Annotated in this window: 4 protein-coding genes; all 4 read right to left on the bottom strand. The window is 63.1% G+C overall.

Translation table 11 applies throughout. The annotated features are described in order from the left end of the window. On the bottom strand, positions 1 to 895 hold an 895-nt coding region (locus tag I5W_RS04575), incomplete at its 3' end, for a bestrophin family protein (protein ID WP_044528355.1). A 108-nt stretch (positions 896 to 1,003) separates the two neighbouring features. Further along, positions 1,004 to 2,443: a heavy metal sensor histidine kinase gene (locus tag I5W_RS04570; protein WP_044528354.1), complete on the bottom strand. Its 1,440-nt coding sequence runs from the start codon at positions 2,441 to 2,443 to the stop codon at positions 1,004 to 1,006. Next, complete coding sequence (locus I5W_RS04565) at positions 2,436 to 3,128, bottom strand: heavy metal response regulator transcription factor (RefSeq protein WP_017451171.1); 693 nt, start codon at positions 3,126 to 3,128, stop codon at positions 2,436 to 2,438. Before I5W_RS04565 ends, I5W_RS04570 begins: the two co-directional genes overlap by 8 nt. 100 nt (positions 3,129 to 3,228) lie before the next feature. Beyond that, positions 3,229 to 5,284, bottom strand: a 2,056-nt coding sequence (locus tag I5W_RS04560) for an efflux RND transporter permease subunit (protein ID WP_044528353.1), incomplete at its 5' end; no start/stop codon positions are given.

The raw sequence follows: 5,284 nt of genomic DNA, 5'->3' as shown, positions 1-5,284 counted from the left end.
GCATGTGCTGGTGGCGGCAGGGTTGGCCGGCCAGTTCGCGCAGGGAGCTTTCGATCTCGAGGCTCATGGCGTCCAGCGCCAGGCCATTCGGTGAGGCAACGAAGGGGGCCGAGATATCGCCGGCAATGGCTTCCAGCGCCAGAAAGGTGTAGGAGACGAACACCGAAATGAGCGGCGTGGCATAGCCGATTGCATCGACCAGGCCGAAGGGCAGCAGCAGGCAATAGATGTAGACGGTACGGTGCAGCAGCACGCCATAGGCAAAGGGAATTGGCGTGGAGGCGATCCGTTCGCAGGCGCCGATGCAATGGTTGATCTCATTGAGCTGCTGGTCGCAGGCCCACAGGCGTGCATCGCTGAGACTGCCCTGGCGGTTGGATTGGGCCAGCAGTGCGCGCAGCTGATCCATCTGGTAGACCGGCAGGTACTGTACCTGGACCGGCGTGGCGCCGGCCTCGTGCGGCAGCAGCCGGGCCAGGTCATCTACGGCGGAAGTCTTGCGCAACTGGTGCTTCAATGCAAAGGCCAGGGCGATGATGCGATCGATGAACAGGGTCTTCTGCGCTGCCTCCTGGCCGCCCACGCCATAGCGCAAGCCTTGCGAAGCCAGGGCTCGCGAGGCGATCATCAGTGCGCCCCAGATCTTGCGCCCCTCCCAGTAACGGTCATAGCTGGCATTGTTGCGAAAGGCCAGGAAGATCGCCAGCGCCACGCCCAGCAAGGTGAAGATGGAGGTATTCAGGGGCAGCTTGTCACCGAAGATCTTGCCGCCGGTAAACACGGCCAGGGTGGAAAAGGCCGTCATCATCAGCATCTGCGGCATGATGGTGCGCAACACCGAACCGTTCCAGATGAACAGCATACGGAACCAGTGGGGCTGGGGACGGATGATCATGGCAAGGCTTTCCTGGCGAGGCGGGCATTCATGCTACGCCCGCCGCGCCGGCCCTGGAGTACACAGCTATCGACCGCCTCTGCGCATACAGCCGGGCTCTAGGCAGCGCTACTGGCGGGCAATGGTAAAGCCGATGGTGTTGTGCCCGTCGCTGCTGCTGGCGAAGGCGCGTCCGCCATGCATTCGCGCCACGGCCTTGACGATGGCCAGGCCCAGGCCGTGGCCATGGCTGCCGTTGATGTCCTGGCGCGCGCTGTCGACCCGGTAGAAGCGATCAAACAGGCGCGGCAGGTGCTGTTCATCGATGGCCGGACCGGGGTTGGTCACGGCCACGCTGACCATGTCCTGGCCCGACGCAATATCGATGCGCAACTGCGCCCCCTGCGGCGAATGCTGGATGGCGTTCTGGATCAGGTTGGTGAGGGCGCGTTTGAAGAGTGCCGTTTCCATGGTGGCCGTGGTGGTGGTGTCGCCGGTCACGGTGATGTCCATGCCGGCATCGTCGAGCACGAATTCAAAGAAATCCACGGTCTTGCGCACCTCCTCGGCCACCCGCGCCGGCACCCGCGCGGTGGCCGCTTCGCCCTGGTCGGAGCGGGCCAGGAACAGCATGTCATTGACGATGGAGCGGATGCGGTCCAGCTCTTCCAGGTTCGATTGCAGTACATCCTTGAATTCGCCGGCACTGCGTTCCCGCGCCAGTGCCACCTGGGTCTGGCCGATCAGGTTGGCCAGCGGCGTGCGCAATTCATGGGCCACATCGGCATTGAAGGCTTCGAGCTGGGTATAGGCTTGTTCGATGCGTTCCAGCGCACCATTGAAGGCGTCGGCCAGCACCGACAATTCTTCCGGCAGCGCTTCCACCGGCATTCGCGCCGACAGCTTGCGCGGCGAAAAACGCTGGGCACGAGCCGACATGCGACGCAGCGGCGCCAGCCCGGCGCGGGCGATCCAGTAGCTGGAGATGACGGCCAGCACGATGCCCAGCAGGGAAGAAATGGTGGTGGCCAGCAGGAAGGTGCGGCGCATCTCGAAATACGGTGCGCCATCGACCCCCACCGTGACGCGTACCTCGGGCCGGTCGTCCAGCGCTGGCAGGGTGCGCGTCATGATGTGCAGCGGATAGCTGCGTCCGGGTAGGTGCAGGCGGCCCACCGACTTGCCTTCATCCTGGGAGATGGCCGCCGGGTTCAGGCGCGTCAGGTCGCCGAAGGTGAATTGCGCATTGTCGCTGGCAATCCAGAAGAAAACGTGTTGGTCGCCCTGCGAGAGCGCGGCCAGCTTCATCTGTACTCGGCTCCAGCGCTCGGTATTGCCGGCGCGCTCGATCTGGTAGCTGATGTCGTTGAGGGTGGTGATGAGGCCATCGCGCTCGTGGCGCAGCAACTCCCCCTTCAAGACCGTGTAGAGCGCCACTCCGGCCACGGCAAAGATCAGCAGGGCCGAGGCGGCCGACATGAGCACCAGGCGCGCCGTGATCGATTGGCGCAGTGGCAGGCGGCGCCTTTTGCCGGTGGCGGGCGTGGCGGTGGACTGGGCCTCAGTCATCGCTGGCGTCGGCCGTGGCGCGCGGCTCCAGCACATAGCCCATGCCGCGCACGGTGTGCAGCAGCTTTTGCTCGAACGGCGCGTCGATCTTGGCACGCAGGCGCTTGATGGCCACTTCCACCACGTTGGTATTGCTGTCGAAGTTCATATCCCAGACCAGTTCGGCAATGGCGGTCTTGGAAAGGATTTCACCCTGGCGTCGTGCCATCACGGCCAGCAGCGCAAATTCCTTGGCAGTCAGGTCGATGCGCAAGCCGCCACGGAAGGCCTTGCGCGAGATCAGGTCGATCTGCAGATCGCCGATGCGCAACTGCGGCGCTTCCTGCACGCGGCCGCGACGGGTCAGCGCCTGCAGGCGCGCCAGCAGTTCGAGGAAGGAGAAGGGCTTGATCAAGTAGTCGTCGGCGCCATCGTGCAAGCCCTTGATGCGGTCTTCCACGCTGTCGCGCGCGGTCAGCATGATCACCGGGGTCTGCTTGACCGTGCGCAGCGAGCGCAGCACGGCAAAGCCATCGATGCCCGGCAGCATCACGTCCAGCACGATGACGTCATAGTCATGCTGGATCGCCAGGTGCTGTCCATCCACCCCGTTGTAGGCCACGTCGACCGCACAGCCTTGCTCGGTCAGCCCCTTGCAGAGGTATTCGGACATCTTTTGTTCATCTTCGACGATCAGGATCTTCATGCGGTCTCCATTGGCTGCGCCAGGACGGGGTTTCCTGGCGGCAGCCCATGCCGGATTCTACCTTCCGGCTTTTCATTGGTCATGTGCCACGCGTCAATGTTCAATGTCCCTGCGCCAGGCGCGCCGCCTTGCGTTCCTGGCGCGCCTTCTTCTTGCGCTCATACCAGTAGTGGGCACGGTCCAGGTAGAGGTAGACCACCGGCGTGGTAAACAGCGTCAAGGCCTGCGACAGCACCAGCCCGCCCACCATCGCATAGCCCAGCGGGCGGCGCAGCTCGGAGCCGGCGCCATGGCCCAGCATCAGCGGCAGACCCGAGAGCAGGGCGCACATGGTGGTCATCATGATGGGGCGGAAGCGCAGCAGGCAGGCCTGGTAGATCGCCTGTTCCGGCTTCATGCCCTGGGTGCGCTCGGCGGTGAGGGCGAAGTCGATCATCATGATGCCGTTCTTCTTGACGATGCCGATCAAGAGGATGATGCCGATCAAGGCAATCACCGACAGGTCATAGCCGCCTATCATCAGGATCAGCAGCGCCCCCACGCCGGCCGAGGGCAGGGTGGAGAGAATGGTCAGCGGGTGGATGTAGCTCTCGTAGAGCAGGCCCAGCACGATATAGACCGCAATCAGGGCCGCCGCGATCAGGTAGGGCTGCGAGGAGAGCGAATCGCCGAAGGCCTTGGCCGTGCCCTGGAAGTTGCCCACCAGGGTCTGGGGTACCCCCATCTCATCCTTGGTCTTCTGGATCACGTCCACCGCCTCGCCCAGCGACACCCCCTTGGCCAGGTTGAAGGAAATGGTCACCGCCGGGAACTGGCTCTGATGGCTGATCGACAGGTAGGAGGTCTTGGTGGTATCGATCTTCACGAAGGTCGATAGCGGCACCTGCTGCCCGGTCAGAGGCGAGGTCAGGTAGAGTTTATCGAATAGTGAAGGATCCTTCTGCAGTTGCGGCGTGACTTCCAGGATCACGTGATAGCTGTTGATCTGGGTGAAGTATTGTGCAACCTGGCGCTGGCCGATGGCATCGTAGATGGTGGCATCGATGAGCGACGGCGAGATGCCGAAGCTGGAGGCGCGTGCCCGGTCGATGGTGATCACCGCGGCGGCCGCCTGGTTCTGCTGGTCCGAGGCGACGTCGGTCAATTGCGGCAACTGGCGGAAGCGTTCCAACATGCGCGGCGCCCACACGTTCAGTTCATCCAGGTCGGTGTCGGTGATGGTGTACTGGTACTGGGTGCGCGAGAGGCGGCCACCGACGTTGATGTCCTGGCTGGCCTGCATGAACAGGTTCACGCCTTCGATGCGGGCCACCTTGGGGCGCAGGCGGGCAATGATTTCGTCGGCATTGGTGGTACGGCCTTCATCCTTGGGTTTGAGGGCGATGAAGAACTGGCCGGTGTTGAAGGTAGTGGAACCGGCACTCATGGCAAAGCCGATCACGTCCGGGTCCTGGCGCACCACGTCGGCCACCTTCAGCAAGCGCTCATGCATGGCCGCCGAAGAGGTGTCCTGCGAGGATTCGGCAAAGCCGACGATGACGCCATTGTCCTGCTGCGGGAAGAAGCCCTTGGGAATGAAGATGAACAGCGCTACCGTCAGCGCCACCGTGGCGATAAAGCTCATCAGGGTGATGAACTGGTGCCGCATCACCACGTCCAGCCCATGCTTGTAGCCATTGAGCATGGCATCGAAGCAGCGCTCGAACCACTGGTACAGCTTGCCGTGCTGGCGGCCATGTTCATTCTTCAGGAAGCGCGAGCACAGCATGGGCGTCAAGGTCAGCGAGATGATGACCGACACGCCAATGGTCAGCGTCACCGTCACCGCGAACTCGCGGAACAGGCGGCCCACGATGCCACCCATCAACAGCAGCGGAATGAACACCGCCACCAGCGACACCGAGATCGAGATGATGGTGAAGCCGATCTCGCCCGCGCCTTTCAAGGCCGCCTCCAGCGGTGTCATGCCTTCTTCGACGTAGCGGTAGATGTTTTCCAGCATCACGATGGCGTCATCCACCACGAAGCCCACGGCAATGGTCAAGGCCATGAGCGACAGGTTGTCCAGGCTGTAGCCGACCACGTACATCACGCCGGCCGTGCCCATGATGGCCAGCGGCACCGTCACCGAGGGGATCAGCGTAGCGGCCACGTGC

The sequence above is a fragment of the Herbaspirillum sp. B65 genome (genome assembly GCF_000333555.1).
GTDB classification, from domain to species: Bacteria; Pseudomonadota; Gammaproteobacteria; order Burkholderiales; family Burkholderiaceae_D; genus Herbaspirillum; species Herbaspirillum rubrisubalbicans.
The sequence above is the reverse complement of the archived record's forward strand: the minus strand, read 5'-3'. Positions and strand labels throughout refer to the sequence as shown.

Coding starts and splice junctions, on each gene's coding strand:
- I5W_RS04570 (WP_044528354.1), bottom strand. CDS start 2,443: ATGACTGAGGCCCAGTCCACCGCCACGCCCGCCACCGGCAAAAGGCGC.
- I5W_RS04565 (WP_017451171.1), bottom strand. CDS start 3,128: ATGAAGATCCTGATCGTCGAAGATGAACAAAAGATGTCCGAATACCTC.